At 64.8% G+C, this 19,140-nt stretch carries 22 protein-coding genes and 1 pseudogene; 13 read left to right on the top strand and 10 right to left on the bottom strand.

Annotation, left to right across the window (positions count from 1 at the left end; genetic code table 11):
- The coding region (locus tag ACLMAL_RS38295; RefSeq protein ID WP_412003538.1) for a hypothetical protein at nt 1-571 on the top strand (571 nt) is incomplete at its 5' end.
- 515 nt (nt 572-1,086) lie between these two features.
- Here ACLMAL_RS38295 and ACLMAL_RS38290 read toward each other — a convergent pair.
- Genes ACLMAL_RS38290 through ACLMAL_RS38280 form a run of 3 tightly spaced genes read right to left on the bottom strand, consistent with a single transcriptional unit; the run spans nt 1,087 to nt 3,571 of the window.
- On the bottom strand, nt 1,087-2,370 hold the full coding sequence (locus tag ACLMAL_RS38290; protein ID WP_412003537.1) for an acyltransferase family protein: 1,284 nt from the start codon (nt 2,368-2,370) through the stop codon (nt 1,087-1,089).
- Nucleotides 2,367-3,314, bottom strand: coding sequence for an SGNH/GDSL hydrolase family protein (locus ACLMAL_RS38285; protein ID WP_412003536.1), 948 nt, complete (start codon nt 3,312-3,314; stop codon nt 2,367-2,369). Before ACLMAL_RS38285 ends, ACLMAL_RS38290 begins: the two co-directional genes overlap by 4 nt.
- 26 nt (nt 3,315-3,340) lie before the next feature.
- Nucleotides 3,341-3,571 (bottom strand): hypothetical protein, encoded by a 231-nt coding sequence (locus tag ACLMAL_RS38280; protein WP_412003535.1) that lies wholly within the window; start codon nt 3,569-3,571, stop codon nt 3,341-3,343.
- 693 nt (nt 3,572-4,264) lie between these two features.
- Here ACLMAL_RS38280 and ACLMAL_RS38275 point away from each other — a divergent pair.
- Both ACLMAL_RS38275 and ACLMAL_RS38270 read left to right on the top strand, forming a co-directional pair.
- On the top strand, nt 4,265-4,753 hold the full coding sequence (locus tag ACLMAL_RS38275) for a hypothetical protein (protein ID WP_412003534.1): 489 nt from the start codon (nt 4,265-4,267) through the stop codon (nt 4,751-4,753).
- A gap of 114 nt (nt 4,754-4,867) precedes the next feature.
- Entirely contained in the window at nt 4,868-6,259 is a 1,392-nt protein-coding gene (locus tag ACLMAL_RS38270; RefSeq protein WP_412003533.1) for an MFS transporter, read from the top strand.
- Nucleotides 6,260-6,437: 178 nt separating this feature from the next.
- On the opposite strand, the gene ACLMAL_RS38265 is transcribed toward ACLMAL_RS38270, so the two are convergent.
- A complete protein-coding gene (locus ACLMAL_RS38265) occupies nt 6,438-7,334 on the bottom strand; it encodes a TIGR03619 family F420-dependent LLM class oxidoreductase (protein ID WP_412003532.1) in 897 nt (298 codons plus the stop codon).
- Between the two features lie 171 nt (nt 7,335-7,505).
- On the opposite strand from ACLMAL_RS38265, the gene ACLMAL_RS38260 reads away from it, so the two are divergent.
- From ACLMAL_RS38260 to ACLMAL_RS38250, 3 genes are read left to right on the top strand one after another with little or no spacing between them, the layout of a single operon-like run.
- The gene (locus tag ACLMAL_RS38260) at nt 7,506-7,874 is read left to right on the top strand and encodes a YciI family protein (protein ID WP_412003531.1); all 369 of its coding nucleotides are present in this window, start codon (nt 7,506-7,508) and stop codon (nt 7,872-7,874) included.
- 7 nt (nt 7,875-7,881) lie between these two features.
- Nucleotides 7,882-8,220, top strand: a complete 339-nt coding sequence (locus ACLMAL_RS38255) for a YciI family protein (RefSeq protein WP_412003530.1) — start codon at nt 7,882-7,884, stop codon at nt 8,218-8,220.
- On the top strand, nt 8,217-9,461 hold the full coding sequence (locus ACLMAL_RS38250) for an RNA polymerase sigma factor (RefSeq protein ID WP_412003529.1): 1,245 nt from the start codon (nt 8,217-8,219) through the stop codon (nt 9,459-9,461). Before ACLMAL_RS38255 ends, ACLMAL_RS38250 begins: the two co-directional genes overlap by 4 nt.
- A gap of 463 nt (nt 9,462-9,924) precedes the next feature.
- Here the strand turns inward: ACLMAL_RS38250 and ACLMAL_RS38245 are convergent, their stop codons facing one another.
- On the bottom strand, nt 9,925-10,146 hold the full coding sequence (locus ACLMAL_RS38245; RefSeq protein ID WP_412003528.1) for a hypothetical protein: 222 nt from the start codon (nt 10,144-10,146) through the stop codon (nt 9,925-9,927).
- A gap of 331 nt (nt 10,147-10,477) precedes the next feature.
- On the opposite strand from ACLMAL_RS38245, the pseudogene ACLMAL_RS38240 reads away from it, so the two are divergent.
- A pseudogene (locus tag ACLMAL_RS38240) lies at nt 10,478-10,699 on the top strand (helix-turn-helix domain-containing protein); the annotation flags it as partial.
- Here the strand turns inward: ACLMAL_RS38240 and ACLMAL_RS38235 are convergent.
- The 3 genes from ACLMAL_RS38235 to ACLMAL_RS38225 all read right to left on the bottom strand — a co-directional run bounded on the left by ACLMAL_RS38235 (nt 10,677) and on the right by ACLMAL_RS38225 (nt 13,750).
- Nucleotides 10,677-11,792, bottom strand: a complete 1,116-nt coding sequence (locus ACLMAL_RS38235) for an MAB_1171c family putative transporter (RefSeq protein WP_412003527.1) — start codon at nt 11,790-11,792, stop codon at nt 10,677-10,679. The pseudogene ACLMAL_RS38240 and the gene ACLMAL_RS38235 sit on opposite strands and share 23 nt — an antisense overlap.
- Before the next feature lie 187 nt (nt 11,793-11,979).
- Nucleotides 11,980-12,327: a hypothetical protein gene (locus ACLMAL_RS38230; protein WP_412003526.1), complete on the bottom strand. Its 348-nt coding sequence runs from the start codon at nt 12,325-12,327 to the stop codon at nt 11,980-11,982.
- Nucleotides 12,328-12,664: 337 nt separating this feature from the next.
- Nucleotides 12,665-13,750 carry a fatty acid desaturase family protein gene (locus ACLMAL_RS38225; protein ID WP_412003525.1) on the bottom strand — a complete coding sequence of 362 codons (1,086 nt, stop codon included), beginning with the start codon at nt 13,748-13,750 and terminating at the stop codon, nt 12,665-12,667.
- Nucleotides 13,751-14,010: 260 nt separating this feature from the next.
- Between ACLMAL_RS38225 and ACLMAL_RS38220 the strand changes: the two genes are divergently transcribed.
- The 5 genes from ACLMAL_RS38220 to ACLMAL_RS38200 all read left to right on the top strand — a co-directional run bounded on the left by ACLMAL_RS38220 (nt 14,011) and on the right by ACLMAL_RS38200 (nt 17,125).
- Nucleotides 14,011-14,382: a hypothetical protein gene (locus ACLMAL_RS38220; RefSeq protein ID WP_412003524.1), complete on the top strand. Its 372-nt coding sequence runs from the start codon at nt 14,011-14,013 to the stop codon at nt 14,380-14,382.
- Nucleotides 14,383-14,522: 140 nt separating this feature from the next.
- Nucleotides 14,523-15,050 (top strand): hypothetical protein, encoded by a 528-nt coding sequence (locus tag ACLMAL_RS38215; protein ID WP_412003523.1) that lies wholly within the window; start codon nt 14,523-14,525, stop codon nt 15,048-15,050.
- 33 nt (nt 15,051-15,083) lie between these two features.
- A complete protein-coding gene (locus ACLMAL_RS38210) occupies nt 15,084-15,464 on the top strand; it encodes an alpha/beta fold hydrolase (protein ID WP_412003539.1) in 381 nt (126 codons plus the stop codon).
- Nucleotides 15,464-15,676 (top strand): hypothetical protein, encoded by a 213-nt coding sequence (locus ACLMAL_RS38205; protein ID WP_412003522.1) that lies wholly within the window; start codon nt 15,464-15,466, stop codon nt 15,674-15,676. Before ACLMAL_RS38210 ends, ACLMAL_RS38205 begins: the two co-directional genes overlap by 1 nt.
- 120 nt (nt 15,677-15,796) lie before the next feature.
- Nucleotides 15,797-17,125 carry an IS630 family transposase gene (locus tag ACLMAL_RS38200; RefSeq protein ID WP_412003521.1) on the top strand — a complete coding sequence of 443 codons (1,329 nt, stop codon included), beginning with the start codon at nt 15,797-15,799 and terminating at the stop codon, nt 17,123-17,125.
- On the opposite strand, the gene ACLMAL_RS38195 is transcribed toward ACLMAL_RS38200, so the two are convergent.
- Nucleotides 17,122-17,643: a hypothetical protein gene (locus ACLMAL_RS38195; protein ID WP_412003520.1), complete on the bottom strand. Its 522-nt coding sequence runs from the start codon at nt 17,641-17,643 to the stop codon at nt 17,122-17,124. The two genes, ACLMAL_RS38200 and ACLMAL_RS38195, sit on opposite strands and share 4 nt — an antisense overlap.
- A gap of 302 nt (nt 17,644-17,945) precedes the next feature.
- Between ACLMAL_RS38195 and ACLMAL_RS38190 the strand changes: the two genes are divergently transcribed.
- Nucleotides 17,946-18,266, top strand: coding sequence for a hypothetical protein (locus ACLMAL_RS38190; protein WP_412003519.1), 321 nt, complete (start codon nt 17,946-17,948; stop codon nt 18,264-18,266).
- Between the two features lie 224 nt (nt 18,267-18,490).
- Here ACLMAL_RS38190 and ACLMAL_RS38185 read toward each other — a convergent pair.
- Nucleotides 18,491-19,140, bottom strand: a 650-nt coding sequence (locus ACLMAL_RS38185; protein WP_412003518.1) for a transposase, incomplete at its 5' end; no start/stop codon positions are given.

Genomic DNA, 19,140 nt, shown 5'->3' with positions numbered 1-19,140 from the left:
GCGCGATCGCGACAGAGCCGAGCATGCCAAGGCGAATGCGGGCGCAACCGCGGCAGCTCCCGGGACACCGGGACAGGCAACACAAGCAGGTGTCTCCGCCACTCCGACGACTCCCCCACCACCGGTGAATGACCCGAATGCCAAGATGGATTTGCAGGTGGAAGGCGCTCCGTCACAAGAGGTGACGCGGGAGGTGGCACAGGCCGTGAAGAACGCGTCGAGCGACCCGACCGGCGATGCGCAGGCTGCCTGGCAGGCCATGCGAGGAGATTCGTCTGGATGGCCAGCGCTCGACCCCGGTGCCCAATTGAGGACCGGCGATGTCGTGGAGTGGGAGTTTCGCAAAGGCGTGATCGTGCAGACCGAGACCGGCTGGGGAGTCGTCTCCAACAACCATGTCGTGCCGCTCAACCAGCACGTTCCGCAAGATGATGGCCACGGACAATTCGGCCAATTCCTACGTTTCTCGCGCCCGACCGACGCCGACCAGAACGCCCCCGGACAAACGGCTGCCGCGCCGCCTGCGATCGCGGCACCGGCCACACCGCCGAGGTCCCCGACCAGTATCTGACGTGATCCGCAGGGGTGGCGGTGCCGCGGTGGACTGATTCCACCGCACACACCGGCTTCCCCACCCGAGCATTCCGACGAAGATGACGACCAGAGCCGCCGGAGATTTCCTGGTCGACTTGGCCCAGCGGTTGACGCCGTCCTATGACCAGCATCCATCCGCGCCATGATCGAACGCGCCAGTGGAGGACAGCTGGACCCGCGCAGACCAGACGGACACCGAGCCAGCACGCATCGACAAACTCAACGTGCACGGCACACCCGTGTGGAGCGCCCCGTGGTAAGTAGGAGGCTGGATGCGCAGAAGCGATAGCGAAGGCGGCTCTGGTTACTCGATCCCTAGCCGAGTCCAGGGCACCGAAGGGTGCTTGATCTTCGACATTCGTCCATGACGTTGCTCGAATGCGTTGCCACGCAAAAGGGCCAGACCCGGAAATCTACCGGACCTGACCTTTTGTTGGAGCGGAGCTAAGGGACTCGAACCCCTACTATTGCCCGACGATATGCCGGTGGTGATTACGCGGACTGCTGGACCGGCTTCCGGGGTCGCACGTGAGCGAACCGGCGCATGATCGGTAGGTCGACCCACTGATAGATGGCGGCGGCCGCGACTAGGGACAGCACGAAGCAGAGTGCGGTGCATCCGAGCCAGCCGAGGAGTCCGAATCGTCGTCCGCCGATGACCAGCCGGCTGACCAGGACCATGACGGGGAATTGGATCAGGTAGAACGCGTAGGAGACGTTGCCGAGCCACACAATGGGCCGGGATGCGGTGAACCCGGAGATTCCGCGCATATCCCGAACCGCGACGGTGGCGACCAGGGCGCACATCGGTCCAACCACCAGGGCCGACATTTTGAAGGACACCGGCACCACATACGTTGCGGCGTAGGTGACAGCAAGCGCGACCAGCGGCAGCGTCAGCCGGGTGTTGCGCCACCGCCCTTCGATCACCATGCGCGCTGCGATCATGCCGACGAAGAACTCCGGCAGTCGCGAGAGCGGGAAGTTGTAGCTGAACCAGTACGACCGCACGACCGGGATGTCTTGTTGGCGGAACCACGCCTGCGAGGCGTGCAGATCAGTCGACGGGGACACATCGCCGGGGACCAGGCGAGGGACGAACGGGTTGGCGGTGCTGGTGGGACCGTCGAGACCGAAGTGGTAGGCGACGTTCATCAGGATGATGAATGCCAGCAGACCGATGACCCAGGGCAACAACCGGTCGACGCGGATGCGCTGCACCAACGGAAGAACCAGCGGGAAACTCAGATAGAACGCCAGGTCCGTCGCCAGCGACCACGACGGGACGTTGAGCCCGCCCACCGTGGTCCATTTCGGAAGCCAAGTGTGAATCAGCAGCACGTTCGGCACCCAGACGACGATGCGGCTCAGCGGCACGGAGGCCACCAGGATGAACATCGCGGCTGCGACCAGATGGGTGGGGTAGAGCTTGAGTATGCGGCGACGCAGGAAGGCCACCGTGGAGGTGCCGGGCCGGAAAGACCAGTAAATGATGAAACCCGACAGCACGAAGAAGAACGTGACAGCCGTTGCGCCGAACTGCATCGGCAGGAAGTTCTGATGGATCGTGCGGAACAGTTCCGACTTCTGGAACGGGTAGGTCGGTAAGAACACCAGCGCGTGCAGCAGAAAAACCGCCGCGGCTGCCCACCACCGCGCCCCGGTCAGGCCGGGCAGATTTCCGCCCGGCCGGACCGTGCTCGACGAGCCGGAGGTAGCGGGCGCCGTGGGTGAAAGCGCCGAGGTGCTCGGCGCTTCCGTGTCCGAGGTCGTCACCGGGAGATCCAGTCACGCAGCCCGGCCGCCATGACCGCATCGCCCTTCGCAGTGGGGTGCAAAGGCATCCCGAGGAAGTCGGCGCGCGGATCGAACACCCCGTTGACCCACGGATCGTCCGAACACAGACCATGTCCCGCGGTGATCGGCTTGGCGTTGAAGAACTCCAGGTTCAGGATCTCGGCCGCCTCGCGCTGCGCTCGGTCGAGCCGATCCATGTACTCCACCACGGCCGCACCCCGGTCCTGGATGAAGGCACCCACGCCGAGAATGTTGACGCACAACTTCTGCGTTTGCGGGGGGACCAGTTCCGGATAGCCGACCAGCACGATCCGTGCCTGCGGCGCGTAGTAGCGAATGTAGTCGATGACGGTTTTGATGCGGTCCGCGTACTCTTTCCCGGTCACCGCCCGGTAGTCGGGGCTGCGGCCCTGCTCGGCGGCTTCGAGACCACAGCCGTCGGTCAGGTTGAGAATGCAGGGATCCATCGCGGTCCACAGCATGGTCTTGTTCGTGCCCCAGGTGTCGTTCATACCCAGCTGGATTGTCACCACTTTGGTGTTCGGACCGAACGCCCCCGCCTTGTCGGCCAGACGAGCCTCGTGCACCAGGTTGTAGGCGGTCTGGCTCTGGATCGAGGCACCCGAACACGAGACATCCATGAATTCCGGTGTCCCATGAATCCCCATCAGCTGGCTCAGCTGGGTCGGCCATGCCGACGGACCGCGCCGGCACTCCTTCTCATCACCATTGAGCCGAACACCGTTGGCGGTATAGGAATCGCCGATCACCACAAGCGACTTGCCGGCGGCCGGTGTCTTCTCCGGTTCAGCCGAGGCGACCGCTGTGCTACCGCCGAGCAGCGCGACGGTGAGTGCCGAAAGAACAACATGAAAAAGCTTGGTCGTCCGCAACGAGCCGCGGACCTTTACGCCGAACTGCATGAAAACTCGCACACCAATCTTCTCGGTCAGTAACCGGGATGCGGCTCGAAACCGGGGTCCGGCAGCGTCGGCGGCGCGGGCTTCTCCGCGGGCGCGGTCTGCTTGGGTTGCTCCTGCGGCACGGTCTGCTTGGGTTGCTCCACAACCGCGGGCGTCGTCGGCAGCGGGTTCGGCACCTCGACCTCGCTGGTCGGCGGGCTCACCGGAGGCGGCACCGGCACCGGCACCGAACTCGACTGCGGCGGCGCACTCGTCACGGGCGGGGCGACAACTGTGGTGGACGTCTTAGGTTCCCCGCCATCCGAGTCGCTACACGCGGTCACACTCGACAAACCGATCACGGCAAGGGAGAGAACTGACAGAACAACAGGAGATCTACTCACAAACATCCTTCATCATCGAAACAGCCTCGTAGACAGCCATGCTGAACCAGAAGAGTCGGCATCAAGTCCGGATCGGGCAACAGCCTCGAATTGGCATGCCGACTGTAGCCGAAGTTGTCGCTGTGTGCGACTGTCGACATCGACGGCGGGCGGGACAGAGTGGTCCTGTCGACACCGCGCACCGCCGTTGCGCTGCACCATAGCCCACGCACACCACAGGACGTCGCTCCGGAACAGCTCTTGTCCCGCGACACAGGAAACCGTCGCCCGGGATAAGTCTTGCCCGCCCGGCACAACGTGTGCGGGAAAGTCCCCGACCGGATCCAGCGGACCGTGGTTCTGGGGTTGACCGGCGTCGTCTCCTCCACAACTGTTGATTGCGCGCCGCCCCGATGACCGTGTCGACATCGCGCACGAGCAGGTTCCCGGTGCGTGTTCGCGAATTCTGGCGGCATCCATCGCCCAAAGCGTGAGTGAGGCGCATCACACCCCCTAGCCTTGCCATATACCCCCTAGGGGTATATTTTTTCTATGGGTCGAACGAACAAGATCGGAGCGTCCAGGGCGATGACCACGCAGACTCACACCAATGCGGGCGCGGACCGCACCATCACCGATATCACCCCGCGGGACCTCGGCAAGACCATCCCGCTCGGCGCGGATCTCTCGGTAGCAGACACAGACGAACCGCGCCCCACCCTGGAGTCCACGCGCACCGCGATCGTGGACGGGTATGAGGCGACCCTCGACGACGAACTCGCGCCGCTCGAGCTCACCGCGCGCAAGGACGGCGAAGCGTTCACTGACCGGCTGGCCCACCCGGCCCATCCATGGCCACTCGGTGATCCTGCCCGCGGGCGATCCGACCTCGCCCACATCCGCCCGAACGGCGAACCCGGTGACGGATCGACCGCACCCGGTGTGGATGTCACTTTCCACACGGCCGCGCCCGGCTCCGGAACTTACCGTCTGCACTTGGTTTCAAGCACGGTGACGTCCTCCGCACCGCCGCCTCACCCAGCACACAACCAATGCCTGATCACTGAAACCTACTGAGCGTGTACATGTTCCACCGCTCCGCCGCCTTTTCCCGAAAGGAGCCCGACGTGTCCGAATGCCGCTGTCCCAGCACCCGTGATCCACCCAACTCATTCCAAGGAAGTGTTTCCGATGCGTTCCATGCCCATGATCACCACACTCGTCGGCCACCGTGACTACCTGCGACTGTTCACCGCTCAGGTGTCGGCTCTGTTCGGCACCGGGCTGACTACCGTCGCACTCGGGCTGCTCGCGTACGAACTCGCCGGAGCCGACGCAGGCGCTGTCCTCGGCACCGCTCTGACCATCAAGATGCTCGTCTATGTGACGATCGCGCCAATCGTGGCCGCCTACGCCGACCGACTCCCCCGCAGGCTTTTCCTGGTAGCGCTCAACGTGATTCGAGCCGCCATAGTGCTGACACTGCCGTTCATCGACCAGGTGTGGCAGATCTACGTACTGATCGCGGTGCTGCAAACCGCCTCGGCCGCTTTCACCCCCACCTACCAGGCGATCATCCCCGACATCCTGCCGGATGAGCGCGAATACACCAGAGCGCTGTCGGCCGCGCAACTGGCCGCCACCATGGAAACGCTGCTGAGCCCGATGCTCGCCGCGGCGGCACTGACCGTCATGAGCTTCCACTGGCTGTTCCTCGGCACCGCAATCGGATTCGCCGTCTCGGCCGCCTTGGTGATCACCACCGGCATCCCGAACGCGACTACCGCCACGCAGGGCTCCTTCCGGCAACGGATCACGGTGGGCATGCGGATCTTCGCTGCGACACCGCGGTTGCGCGGCCTGCTCGGATTGAACCTTGTGGTCGCCGCCGCCGGATCGGTGATCATGGTCAACACCGTCAACTACGTGCGCGACATCCTCGGCGGCACGCAGTCCGGAGTGGCGATGCTCTTGGCCGCCAACGGGTTCGGCACCATGATCATCGCGCTCGCGTTACCCCGGGTCCTCGATCGAGTCGGTGCCCGACCGGTGATGTTCGCTGGTGCGGCCACGCTGATTGCCGGACTCGGCTCGGCCATCGCGCTGTCCACCGCCGATGCCGGTGACTGGCGATGGGGCGCCGCTATCGCGGTGTGGGCCCTGACCGGTTCGGGCACCGCGGCGGTGCTGACGCCGACCGGGCAAGTCCTGCGGCGCTCGTCGCAACCCGCCGACCGACCCGCGCTCTTCGCGGCGCAGTTCTCGCTGTCACACCTCGCCTGGTTGATCACCTATCCGATCGCCGGATGGCTGACCACCGCCGCCGGTTTCACCACCACCTGGATAACGCTCGTGGTGTTCGCAGGCGCGGGAATTACTGCAGCACTGCGGATGTGGCCACGCCACGACCCTGAGGAGCTGACTCATCTGCATGAAGTCGGCACCATCGACCCGGCCCGACTGTTCGGCGCCGACCGCGTCGACGAACGCCACTACCGACACACCCACGTCTTCGTCATCGACGCCGAACACCGCCGCTGGCCCACACCGGCGGGGCGGCAACTGGAACCTGCCGCAGCATAGGGATTCCGCGTCCGAAAAGGCGTGGGGGTCCGTGTTCCTGGGCGATCTGCCGCCAGGTTGATGCCTGAACCTTCCCGACGTTCGACGTCTCCAGAAAGAACGGCGCGCCTGGCGGCAGATCAGCGTGTTCGGTGGTGCGATGCCGTTGCTCGAGCCCGCCGCAGGAACGATGGCCCGTTCAAGGCATTGGCAGGTCAAGCCTGGTTGCAAGCGCTTCCAGCAGCTCGACCTGCTGCTCCGGGCGGGAGGGCAGGAGATGGAGCGCGATGTGCATCTCCTCGGCGCCGACGGCCGCGGCGCGGTCGAGTTCGTTCAGCACGGCGCCGGTGAAGGCGCTGGGAGAGAGTTGATGACGGGCCGGGATCGCATTCACCACGACGGTGCCGGTGCCGCCTGCCTCTCGGTACCAGCGAACGTGCGCACGGGTGTCGTCCCAGTCGATCGCGGTGGTGATGAAGCCGTCTCCGATGCGGGCTGCCCGTTCGATGGTGTGGCGGGTTATCGCGCCGATGAACAGGGGGATGGTGCTTCCGAGTGGTTTCGGGCCGACCATGGACGGCGGGATCTGGTAGTGCTCACCATGGAACTCGACGGGGTCGGGGGCCCAGCAGGCCCGCATCGCGGCGATGTGCTCGACGAATCCGGCTCCTCTGCGGCTGGCCGGCACGCCCGCCGCGATGAACTCCTCGGGGATGTAGAACGGCGGCACCCGCGTGCCGCCGCCTTGGCCGATGCCGACATCCAGCCGCCCCCCGGACAGCCGGTCGAGCGTGGCCAGCCTGCGGGCCAGGATGATGGGCGACTGGAAGATCGAATTCACGATGTCCGTGGTCACGCGGATCCGCCGGGTGTGCGCGGCAGCCCAGGTCAGCATCTCGAGCGAGTCCCAGGCGTGCGACTCGGGCAGGCCCGCGTCGTTGTTCCAGTGCGGTCCGGTGGGGATCAGGAGCCGGTCGCTGGCGGACACGGCGTGGAATCCGAGCCGTTCGGTCGCCTGGGCCACTGCGACGACGGCATCGGGGCCGGCGTACGGGTCGATGTACGGCAGACTGACGCCGATGCGTGGAAGGTTCATTCCTATACTCCAGTGATAGCCGTTGGGCACGGAACGCCCAGGTGAGGCGTCCTTCGGGAGATAGTCGGAGCGGGCGGGAGATTTTTGCGGCCCGGCGCCGCAAGAATGCGCAACCGGCTCCGACTTTAGGGTGAACGGCACCTCAAAGGGGGCGCCGCCGAAGGAGACGACATGAAGTTCTTGTTGATCATGCACAGCAACCCCCAGATCTGGGATGTTCTGACGGAGGAGGAGCGCAACGAGGTGATGAGCGGCCACGGCGCGTTCGTGGAGACCGTCACGAAGTCCGGGGAGATGATCAGCACCGCTGCGCTGGCCGACCCGTCGCAGAGTGCCGTGGTCAGGGTCCGGGGCGGCGTCCCGGCGGTGACGGACGGGCCCTACCTCGAGGCCAAGGAATACCTCGGCGGCTACTACCTGGTGGAATGCGACAGCCGGGAACGCGCGCTGGAGTTGGCCGCGCTCATCCCGGACGCCGGCGTCGAGGGCCTCGGCATCGAGGTGCGGCCGGTGATCTTCGCGGGTACGGCCGACGGCTGAGCACGCGGTGAAGTTCCTGCTGAATCTCCATCTGAACGTGGCGGCCGTACCCGGTGAAGGGTTCGATCATGAGCAATTCCTGGCCGCGGCCGAGCAAGCAGGGGAACTGATCAGCGGTTACGTGTTCGCGGACCCGTCCATCAGCGCCGTGGTACGGGTTCGGGACGGCGTGGTGACGGTGACCGACGGTCCGTATCTGCGGAGCCCGGATTATGTCGCCGGCCAGTACCTGGTCGACTGCGAAAGCCGGGAGCGCGCCGTGGAATTGGCCGCCCTGATATCGAGCGGTCAGGTCGGCGGCGTGGAGGTGCGACCGCTGATGGACTCGGCCGGGATGGAGATGTGAGCACGTCCGAACGCCTCGAGGACCTGCTGCGCGAACTGGCGCCGCAGGTTCTCGGCGTGCTCCTGCGCCGCTACGGCGGGTTCGAGGAGTGCGAGGACGCGGTTCAGGAGGCGTTGCTCGCCGCGGCGACGCAGTGGCCCGCCGAGGGGATCCCGGAAAACCCGCGGTCTTGGCTGGTCACCGTCGCCGCCCGGCGCCTGGTCGATCAGGTACGCAGCGAGCAGGCACGCCGCCGCCGGGAGGTCACCGTGGCGGTTCGGGAGTCGCCGGACACCGACCTCGCGCTGCCGCCCGGCGACGAAAGCCCCGGCGACCAGGACGACACGCTCGCGCTGCTGTTCCTGTGCTGCCTTCCGGCGCTGACGCCCGCCTCTCAGGTTGCACTCACGCTACGTGCGGTCGGCGGGCTCACCACCGCCGAGGTGGCGCGGGCCTTCCTCGTGCCGGAGGCCACCATGGCGCCGCGGATCAGCCGTGCCAAGCAGCGAATAAGGGCCGCCGGAGCGTCGTTTGCGATGCCGAGCGCTCAGGAGTGGGCCGAACGGCTGGACGCGGTCCTGCACGTGCTCTACCTGATCTTCAACGAGGGCTACACCGCCAGTTCCGGACCCGACCTGCACCGCGGCGAGCTCACCACAGAGGCGATCCGGCTCACCCGGATGCTGCACCGGTCCTTGCCGGATGACGGTGAAGTCGCCGGGCTTCTGGCGCTGATGCTGCTGACCGACGCCCGCAGATCGGCCCGCACCGGCCCGGACGGCGCCCTCATCCCGCTGGCCGAGCAGGACCGGAACCGGTGGGACGCAGCCATGATCGAAGAGGGCGCCGCGCTGGTCACCGACGCCATGTCTTCTGCACCCCTCGGCCCTTACCAGCTCCAAGCGGCGACCGCCGCGCTGCACGTCCAGGCGCCGCGAGCCGAGGACACCGACTGGGAACAGATCCGCATCCTGTACGGAATTCTCCACCGGATCATGCCGAACCCTATGGTCACGCTCAATTACGCCGTCGCGGTCGCGATGACCCGCGGCCCCCAGGCCGGACTCGAACTGCTGGAAACACTGGACAGCGACCCCCGGATCGCCCGCCATCACCGCCTCTACGCCGTCCGCGCCCACTTACAGGAGCTGGCCGGCGAGTACGCCGCCGCTCGAGCGAACTACCAGCTAGCGGCCCGCCACACCACGAGCCTCCCCGAACAGCGCTACCTGCGGGATAGCGCAGGCAAGCTCGACCGATAGCGGCCAGCATGCGAAGACCGTTGGACGACCGCCTACATCCCGTCGCGCTCACCTGCTTCAAGAAACTGATGAAGGCGAAACCGGCGACGTGAGACACGGTCTAAGCCGAACACTGCTGGTTACGAGGTTCAACGATGCTGCCGACTTCGGCCAGGTGATGTTCAACGGCCACCCACAGGGTTCAAAGGAGTGGCATTCACCGGTCCCGAACACCGACTTCGATTCCCCTGCTCTTCGGTCAACTAGCGCCTGCGCACCACAACCGAGAACCAAAGCGCATCAGCCACACCAACTTTGAGGATCTGCCCTGCACACCCAGACCGTGCACCGGCTCCGTGGTCAAGTGGATCTGGTGCTCGGCGGGTCGGGCTGGTTGTCGATCCCCGCACGGATGCCTTGAACACCCCCATGCCGATCACGAACATGCGCTTGCGTCCGTAGCGGTCGCCGATCGTGGCGAAGGTCAGCAGCACACCCGCCAGCGGAATCGCGTCCACTGCAGGCCATCGATCGAGGTGTTGAAGTCGGTGCGGATGTCAGCGAGCGCGGCGGATACGACGGTGGCGTCGAGCATCAGCATGAAGATCGCGGCGCACACCATGAACAACACAAGGCCGGCCCTGGCGTGGGTACCGCCTGAACTGACCTGGTCACTGCCAGGCGGCGCGAGAGTGGTGGTCGACATAGAGCCCTCATAACAGTTTATGAGGGAAAGATCTTGTCCTGCAAGTGATTTCGATGACCGATTCACGCATTCGGAAGCGTGCGTCTCCAACGTAGCGCTGGAATACGATGACGGAAAGGCGAAATGACGACAACCAATTGCGCGTACCGGACAGCTTTGCGCGCAACGGCGGGCTCGACAACCAACAGATCGACCGAGCAATCCGATGGACCGGAAATGACTCCGCCCGAATAGGCACTGCCCCCACTGAGCGCATGCACGACCAGGATCAGCCGGCCCCGCGCGCCCGCCACCGAACTTGATGAGACAACTGGGCTGGGCACTGGCAGATTTGTGCACGGCGGCAGGAGGACCTGGGCCTGATGCTGGTGAGCCGAGTGTGGCCGAACAGAGATATCACGCCGTGATGGAAGTTCTGGCGGGGATCCCGGTTGTCGAGGTCGCGGCCCGTTACCGGGTCTCGCACCAGTCGGTACACACCTGGGTCAAACGCTATCGCAAGGATGGGCTGGCGGGACTGGCCGATCGGCTCATTCCACCGCGGCCTTGGCCTGCGGCCAGATGCGGGCCAGGTCGATCAGGTACGCGAGCTCGGCGTCGAAATCGTGTGCGACCACAGGCAATGCTGGTGGTGCGCCGGTGCCAGCGGGCGGTAGGCCCGCCTTTCTGGCCTGCGCCGCCCGGATCAGCCGATGGGCGTAATCGCTAGTCCCCCGGTTTGATTCGGGCTCTCGCACGGTATTGCGTTGCGTTTCATCGGTTTCGGCCGGGAGATAGGCGCCCAGGTGGAGCATTGCGTCGCGGATCTCCACAGTCATCCGCAGTAGATGGGTGGCTGGATCTGAGCCGTGCCGCGCATCGACGGGCATGACGATCTCCGGGACCGCCGCGGTGAGATCACGCCACAGCGGCTCTAGCCGACGGCAGGTTCTGGTGGCGCGATCCATACCCGCTCGCAGCACCAACTCCGCGACCAGCGCTATCGCGTGCAGTGTCGCATTGATCGCGACCCACAGGGTGAACGCAGCCTGGACCAGCGACAGTTGTGGTCCGTCGGGCCATCCAGTGGCCAGCTCGGACAGCGAGAGTGCCTGCGCACCACAGAGAACGGCATTGCTGCCGATCAGGCCGATACACACGATCCGCGCCGCGCGCGGCGTATCGACATCGTGGAGTGCGCCGAGGCAGATGCGAGTGATCACGAACGTGTTGTAGGTGACGGCGAGGGCGCAACAGATGACCAGTCCGACCCCCGCGAGGTGCAGGTCGACCGATCTTCCCGAGTATCTCGCCGATGCCGCGGCCAGGACTATCGAGGCCGTCGCGGCCGAGGCGAGGAGCGCGGCGTTGCGCTGGTGGCGCCATACGGTATCCGGCTCGGAATCGGCGCTGGTGAGCCGACCGATGCTGTACTGGTATGTGGTGGTCATGAGAATGCAGCCCAGGGCAAGCTGATTCGCCGGGTCATCGATGGTCGGCGTCGATGCGCACCGGTATATCAGCAGGGTCGCGATACTCCACAGGCCTGTGTGGTTTACGAGCCGATCGATAACAGCGCTGCCGCCGAGCCATAACCGACCCGACCCGAGAACCGTGACGTAGCCGATCACCGCCCAGGCCACGACTTCCGGTATCGGTGACGACATCGATGCATCCTTTTTGGTCCGGCGGAACCCGTGCGCGTCGGAGAGTACTGCTGCCTCGGTCGCACTACTGCGCGGCGCCGGATCAAGGCCCGAGCCCGGCGCAATACCCGCCCCAGGCCCGAACGCTCGAGCTCCTACCCGGCCAGTCCCACTCGAGGGAACCAGTCCATCAACACGGAAAGTTCGTCTATTCGATCAGGTAGGCCGTTGCCGGATGGGTGGCGCTCCCGAATTCCGGGCCCATGATCATCGGCCGCCCAGCAGTGCTGGTCTTCCGCGCGTCCTCGGCGAATTCCTGCCAGGTCGTCGGCACGTCGTCCTCGATGACGGGATCCTCCAGGCTGACGTCGTAGTCATCATCGTCGTAGTCGTCATCGACCAACTGCTCGTGCGGTGTTGATTGATTATCGGTCAACTGAGCCAGCTCCTTCTCGTTCCCAACATCACCCGATAAGGGCAGACCCGACTGCGTGAACAGCACATTTGTGGCGATGGCCAAGGCAACCATCACGACAGCTTTGAACAGGCTTTTCACGCCGCCTCCCGCCTATGGACGCCTTCGAAATCCATTGTGGTTGCAGCTGATCGAATCCCTACTGCGAACATCGACCGAGCAGCATACGCCAGCCAGAACACGAGCATGTGGCAGCGGGTTTCCACCCCGCCCCTCGGCGTTGTCGTCACGTTCCGGTCAAGGGCCCGAGCCCGGCGCAATGCGGCGAACTGCTACTCGTCGGCGCCGATACCCCTGGCTGCCGCACCGCTTGGACTCGAGTCTCTCCTGCGGAGGCGGAGGCCGAGTGCCGTTGGGGACGCGTTGGATGAGCAGCATCGCGGATGGCGTCCGGGACATCGTGATGCCCAGCTTGTGTTCAACGATCGCGTTGTGGCACTCCGGCACCCGGGTGTCGATCGGGGGTACGCAAGGGGGCGCCGACGTGGTGCATGTGTCGCAGCGCCTCGCGGTAAGAGGAGATCAGCCCAGTTTCGTGGTAGGGCACGCCGATTTCGGTGCAGTAGTCGCGGACGATCACCTGGGCGGGACGCAGGTTCGGCGTCGGCATGCTCGGGAACAAATGGTGCTCGATCTGATAGTTGAGCCCGCCGAGGGCGAGGTCGGTCAATGCGCCACCCCGCACGTTGCGGGAGGTCAGCACCTGTCGACGTAGGTAGTCGGGACGGTCGTCGCCGGTCAAGGTTGGCATGCCCTTGTGGTTCGGGGCGAAGATGCAGCCCATGTACAGGCCGAAGAGGCCCTGGTGGACAGCAAGGAACGCGAAGGCTTTGTCGGCGGGCAGCACCGCGAACAGTGCGGCCAGGTAGGCGGCGAAGTGGCCGAACAGCAGTGCGCCCTCCAATCCGCGGTGTTTGACCGATCGATTTCTGAGCGCACGCACGCCGGCCACATGGAGGTTCAGGCCCTCCAGCAACAGGAGGGGGAAGAACAGGAACGCCTGCGCCCTCCCGATGAGACGAGCCAGACCGCGGCTGGACCGTGCCTGCTGTTGTGACCAGACCAGAATGTCGGGCGCCACATCGGGATCGAGTTCCTCGTGGTTCGGGTTGGCGTGATGCCGGGTGTGCTTGTCCTGCCACCAGCCGTAGCCCAGGCCGATGCCAGCGTTGCCGACGAGTCGTCCCACCAGCTCCGTCGGCTGCCGTAGCCGGAAGACTTGGCGGTGCGCGACATCATGCATGACGAGTGCGATTTGAGCGAACGTCACGGCCATGACCCCCGCGACCAGCAGCGTCCACCACGAATCGCCGATGAGGACGAACGCCGCCCAGCCGGTTGCGAACGCGACCCCGACGAGGCTGAGCCGGAGGGCGTAGTAGACGGGGCGCCGGTTCATCAGCCCCGTGTCGGAGATCCGGCGCAACAGACGGGCGTAATCACCGTCAGCACCGCGCCGCGGTGACCGTGGATATGACTCGGGGACCAGGGCAGGTGTCGTCATAGATCTTCCTGAGAGCTGAGTCGGAGACGCCACCTCCGTCCGTCGACGATGTCGGAGCGGGCGCCGATTTCGATACCCCGAAGCTATCGGCCGGATTCTCGTTACCTGTAATCCCTTGGTATGACATGGAATCGGACTGCGGTGTGATGTTGGATGTCCACCGAGGACCGGGGCGGCCGACCGGTTATCGGCCAACACATCTGGGTCGCCGGACCGGACGTCCGCTCATGCCGCGACCCGCGCGGTGCCGAGGATCTGGTTTGCGTAAGACATTGCTCCACACAGTGGCGGTCGCTGATTTCGCGTGGGCATGGTTATGCATGAGTACTTCAGCAGACATCGACGTCACCTTCGTTGGTGATGACCTCGTGTTGCGGCTGGCCTCAGCCGCGCACCTGGCCCGGTTCTCCGGAACCTCGCGCACGCATTGCAGCTCGGATCTGCGCCTGTACTTCGCGTGGTGCATCGAGCATCATGCCAACCCGCTGGCCATGAACCGGGCCGAGATCGAACGCTACGTTGGATGGATGCGCGAAGACCGCCGCTTCAAACCCTCCACGGTCGCGCGCCGGATGGCGGTGGTGACCGGCAAGCGAGTCTGTATCCGCGCGGCGAGTTACCCTTCGCTGTAACGTGTTTCACTCCGGTCTGGCAGGCGCTTGGGCGGCATCGAAACCGGCTAGGTCACTGCTGCGGTCCATGGCATGATCCAGCACGTGGACGGTACGGACGGTGGCTTGTTGGTAGATCTTGATCTGGAGGCGATCAGGCAGTGGCTGCAGAGGTTTCCGTCGCAGCAGACCAGCATCTGTTCTCCCGGCATATCGATGAATTCGGACTCAGTGACGAGAGCTTGCGGGACCCCGCCCGCTTACTCAGGAGCAGCGCGAGCGCCTTTGACGCACTCTGTAAAGGTGTCGACTGGACAAATCGGCTGGGCGTCGCCGCCGGCCTGATCCTTCCGTTGGAGGAAACGGACGCGCTGCCCTCACCGAAGTCACTACGCGCCGGGATCGACTTTCTGCGCAAGCATCTGCATCAGAACCAACCGCCCGGCCTCTATCTTCTGCCCGCGGGCAGTTACAGCCAGTGGTCGGATCGCGAAGAGGACTACCGATTCCCCTTCGATCCTCGAAGTGTTGTCGACATTCCGGTCGATTCGGCATTCGTCCGATACATGCGAAGCGACGACGACATCGCGAACGACGACGTCTACTATGGGGCAATCTATCTGATCCGATCGCCCAAGGCGCAACCGTTGAATAACGGGCCGGGTGGCCCCGAGGACAATGCACGATAGTGCCGCTGGGCGCGCGGTTAGGAACGTCCGCAACTGCCGAATACCGTTTCGACCCGTGGCCTTCCGATCCAGGCCTATCACCCTGACGCGGTGGTGCAGGACTTGCTCACAATCATGGACCGTCTCGGTATCGCGGCCGCCGATGTCCTGGGATTCTCCTTCGGGGGCCTGTTGGCCCAGCGTCTGGCTGTGACTGCGCCACAACGGATTCGGCGGTTGATCCTCGCGTCCAGCAGTGTGCTGCCCGTCCCAGTCGATGCCTACGCGGGCTGGCCGGAGAGAAACGAGCGAGTGGCCCTGGAACAGGCGGTGTGGCAGAACCCCGCACTGCGCGGACCCGCGCGCACCCGCGCGGCCGCGGCTGCTTGTGCCCGCGCCAATGTCTGGCGCAGGCGGGCACTGCCCGAGTACTGATGAACCGGGTCCTGAACCTCTACGACAATCCGCCCGCCGACGGCCGGGTGATCTGCGTGGACGAGTTCGGGCCGTTGAATCTGCTGCCCCGAGCAGGCCGCAGCTGGTTCGCCGCTGGTCGGCCGAAACGGTTGCGGGCGATCTACCACCGCACCCAGGGTGTCCGGCATATGTTCGATGCCCTGGACTTGCGGACCGGCCAGCTGTACTGAGTTCCGCGACTTTGCGGTCGGGTCAAAGGTCCGGAGTCCGGATCACCGACCCAACGTTGCTTGACGCGGCACTAGTGTGTCGCGCCTGAAATGCGCCCCCTAAATTGTTAGCCTGTTTTTGTGTCGCATCGTGGGCCTTCCGCTGTTGAGATCGTTGTGTCCGACGCTGAGCGTGTGGAGCTTGCGCGCATGGCGGAGTCGCCGGATCGGCGTGAGGCGCAACGAGCTCGGATCGTGCTGGCCTGTGCTGAGGGTATGTCGAATGCGGGTGCCGCGCGGCTTGCCGGTGTCTCGGTGGGGTCGGCGGCGAGGTGGCGCGGGCAGTTCGCCGCCGAGGGCCTGGAAGGACTGGGCGATCGTGATCGCGGTGGGCGGCCGGTGGCTGAGATTGTGTTGACCGGCGATGAGCGTGAGACGTTGCAGCGGTGGGCGCGGCGAGCGAAGTCGTCGCAGGCGCTCGCGGAACGCTGCCGGATCGTATTGGGTTGTGCAGCAGGCAAATCCAATCAGGATGTGGCAGCCGAGTTGGATATCACGGCTCAGACGGTGGGTAAGTGGCGGAGGCGTTTCGCGCAGAACCGTCTCGAGGGGCTGTCCGACGAGCCGCGTCCTGGACGGCCCCCGTCGATCCTGCTGGACAAGGTCGAAGAAGTGGTCACAATGACCCTGGAACAGAAGCCGGCAGACGCGACGCATTGGTCGCGGACCTCGATGGCCAAACGAAGTGGCTTGTCGCCGTCGACGATTGGACGGATCTGGAGCAAGTTCGAGCTGAAACCGCATGTGGCCGACGGCTTCAAACTCTCGGCCGATCCGTTGTTCGTGGACAAGGTCGTCGATGTGGTCGGGCTATATCACAATCCGCCGGAAAAGGCGGTCGTGCTGTGCGTGGACGAGAAATCGGGGATCCAGGCGCTGGACCGCTCGCAACCGGTGCTGCCGATGATGCCCGGCATGCCCGAGCGATACTCCCACGACTACGTCCGCCACGGCGTGACCAGCCTGTTCGCGGCGTTCGATATCGCCGACGGAGCCGTGATCTCCAAGCTGTACTCCCGCCGCCGCGCAACCGAGTTCAAGAAATTCCTCATCGCGATCGACAAGGCCGTCCCCGCGGAATTGGACGTCCACCTGGTCTGCGACAACTTGTCTACCCACAAGACATCGACAATCAACGCCTGGCTGGCCAAACATCCACGCTTCCATATGCACTTCATCCCGACTGGCTCGTCCTGGCTCAACCAGGTCGAGCGCTGGTTCGGGTTCCTCACTGACCAACTCCTGCGCCGCGGAGTCCACAAAAGCGTTGCGGCACTGGACAAAGACATCACAGCCTGGATCGAGCAATGGAACGCCGACCCGAAACCATTCGTCTGGCGCAAAACCGCAGAGGAGATCCTGGGATCACTCGCCAAATATCTTCAACGTATTTCAGGCGCGACACACTAGCGGATCTCCAACTGATAGGTGATCTCGACCCAGAAGCCGCCGGGCTCGTATTCGCCACCGAAGGTGAGGACGTAGTCGCCAGGCGCGAGATCATCGAGACGGCCCCACAGACCCCAGGCTTTGGCCTTGAACCGGCCGGTGTGACCGAAGGGACCGCCCGCTGCCGCTGTGATCCGGAATGCCTTGTCGTTGGTCACTGCCCGCACGGGCAGTGGGACTCCGTTCAATGCGGCGTGACCGGACGCCGCGGGCGCCACCGGCACCTCGCCACGCGCGAAAAATCCGTCCGGAACCTTCTGGAACATATTGAAAGCCGGGAAGAAGATCGGCCGGCCGTGCGGAATCGTGCACCGCCGCTCGACTCGCCCACCGAAGGTGCCTGCCAGGAACCAGACATCCGTCGGCTGATCGATCGCGGCGAACTCTCCGGTCTTGTCCACTACCGGATTCTTGGCGTTCGGCACCGACATCGCCCACTGCCACCAACGAGCTGCCAGCTCGACGTCGCTACTCGCCATCTGTCTACCCCATACAACCATCGACGCGAAGAAGAGTGCGAGCCACGCCGGATCGCCCTCTTCCGAAGTGGACCTGGAGGAGGATATACGAACCGGACGGTCTACGCCGCTCCACGCCACCCCGGGTGACGGTTACAGCATCAACCTTTCCGGACACGGCACCAGCCGCTCGTAGCCAACGCACTCTTTTGCCGCGTGGCGCGCGTTCACGAACGTCCGCAACTGCCGAGTTGAGTCCGATTCGAGACAGCAGTTGAACGTGCGGAGTCGCCTCTCGGTGTCTGGTCTGGCACGCTGCTCGGGTGACGCATGAAGTTCTACGAGGTTTGGCGTGGCCGTATCCAGATGGCCAGTTTCCGCAGCACTTGGGGGTGGTGGTCCATCGGACCGTGCTAGAGGGGGCAGAGCCTGCCAGGCTCGTCACGCACTGGGATGACGGCGACTGGACCATTGCCGACGGCGTGAATGACCCGAATGGGAACGCTGCGCTGGTTTGTATCGAGCATATGGTGGCGGCAGATGACGACCTCGCGTCCTTGGCGACGATGCCGCCCGGGACTCAGGCATGGCGATCGACATCTGAGGAACCCTGGACCTTCGAGAAGCATGAGTACGGCGACTAGATAAACATCCGGTAATCAGCGTAAGTCGTTTTGTGTCAAGCGGTTCGGTCGGTGCCTCGTCCGTCGTCGTCCCTGCATAGCAGTAATGGGGTTGATCCCAGCAGCGTGTAATCGGGTTGAGGTGACGACGGGCGGGGCTGCCCATGATTACCGGCGAGATCACGATGTGTCTCAATGCCGCGTGGGGCTCGCCCCGACCGACCGCTCGATGGTCGCCGAAATGTTCAGGCGGCCACCGAGATCGGGTTGCTGGCTGGTCGTGTGCCGTGGGTGGCAGTGTGTGGATCCCAGCATTGGCCGGTGGTGACGACGGCGTGCAGGTGCCGCAGGATGGCGGCGGCGATAGCAGCTTGGGCTTGGGTGGGGGTGAGTTTGTTGTCCTCGCGGCTGGTCAGGTGCTGGTAGCGGGCGGCATAAACAGGGTTGGCGCGTTGGGCGCCCCAAACCGCGCGCCAAGCGGCCAAACGCAAGCCTGGTCGGCCTTGTCCGGTGAGTTTGGTGCGCCCGGTGAAGGTGCCCGACAGTTTCTCGCGTGGTGCCAGACCTGCGTGTTTGACCAGGGCGCGGGCGGTGGCGAACCGGGCGGGGTCACCGGTTTCGGCCAGGATCGCCGCGGCCCCGACCGCGGAAAGCCCGGTGATGGAGGTGACCAGGTCGGTGAGTCGTAGTTCATTGAGCACGTCGATCATTCGAGCCTCGGTGTCGGTGAGGCGCCGTTGGTTTTCGGTCCAGTCGGCCAGTAACAGCTGCACGCGTTCGAGTGCGCCGCGCCGGTGCGCGATCACCCCGGCACGATCGTCGAGCGCGGTGAACAGGTTGCGCGCGATGCGCAGCGACGGTTTCTGGCCGCCTCGACGGGTGATCTCGCGGCGGA

Source organism: Nocardia sp. CWNU-33, from assembly GCF_046764895.1.
GTDB lineage: Bacteria > Actinomycetota > Actinomycetes > Mycobacteriales > Mycobacteriaceae > Nocardia.
The sequence above is the reverse complement of the archived record's forward strand: the minus strand, read 5'-3'. Positions and strand labels throughout refer to the sequence as shown.